An 804-nucleotide genomic window follows, 5' to 3' on the forward strand; every position below is an offset into this window, starting at 1 on the left:
AGGCAATGGCAAAAAAGTGGTAAAGGCTTCTGAGCTCAAAGTATTAGCACATGAAGTCGTTAGCACAAATAAAATGAGTATTGCCTTAGCCTGTCGTACTTTCATGATAAGTGAAACATGCTATCGCTATACGCCAAAACTGTCTGATGAAAATGAGAAAATTGCAGCGTTGCTATTGGATTTAAGCCAATGTCAGCGAAATTGGGGATTCGGTTTATGTTTTTTATATTTACGCAATGTTAAAGGCTACACATGGAATCATAAGCGCGTTTATCGTATTTACCGTGAGCTTGAGTTAAACTTGCGAATAAAGCCTAGGAAACGCTTAAATAGAGATAAGCCTGAGCCATTGGCAGTACCAGAAACCATCAATGAATGCTGGTCAATGGATTTTATGCATGACCAATTAGCGGATGGCAGAGCGTGTCGGTTGTTTAATGTCATTGATGACTTTAATCGTGAAGGGCTGACTATTGACGCTGATTTATCACTGCCTGCCGAACGTGTGATCCGCTCGTTAAATCAAATTATAGAATGGCGCGGTAAACCAAAAGCTATCAGATGTGATAATGGCCCAGAATATATTAGCAAGCAACTAGCGCAATGGGCGTTGAATAATGATATCGAATTACGGTTTATTCAACCCGGTAACCCGCAGCAAAATGCTTATGTAGAGCGGTTTAATCGTACGGTTAGGTATGACTGGCTAAGTCATTATATATACTGTGATATTAGTGAGTTACAAGATAAAGCTACCGATTGGTTATGGACTTATAATAATGAACGCCCTAACTTGGGACTAGT

General features: G+C 39.8%; 1 protein-coding gene. It reads left to right on the forward strand.

What is annotated here, in order from left to right; translation table 11 throughout:
* On the forward strand, positions 1-804 hold an 804-nt coding region (locus tag CWB66_RS21160), incomplete at both ends, for an IS3 family transposase (protein WP_138586977.1).

Origin of the sequence: Pseudoalteromonas sp. S558 (assembly GCF_005886635.1) — a bacterium.
GTDB lineage: Bacteria > Pseudomonadota > Gammaproteobacteria > Enterobacterales > Alteromonadaceae > Pseudoalteromonas > Pseudoalteromonas aliena.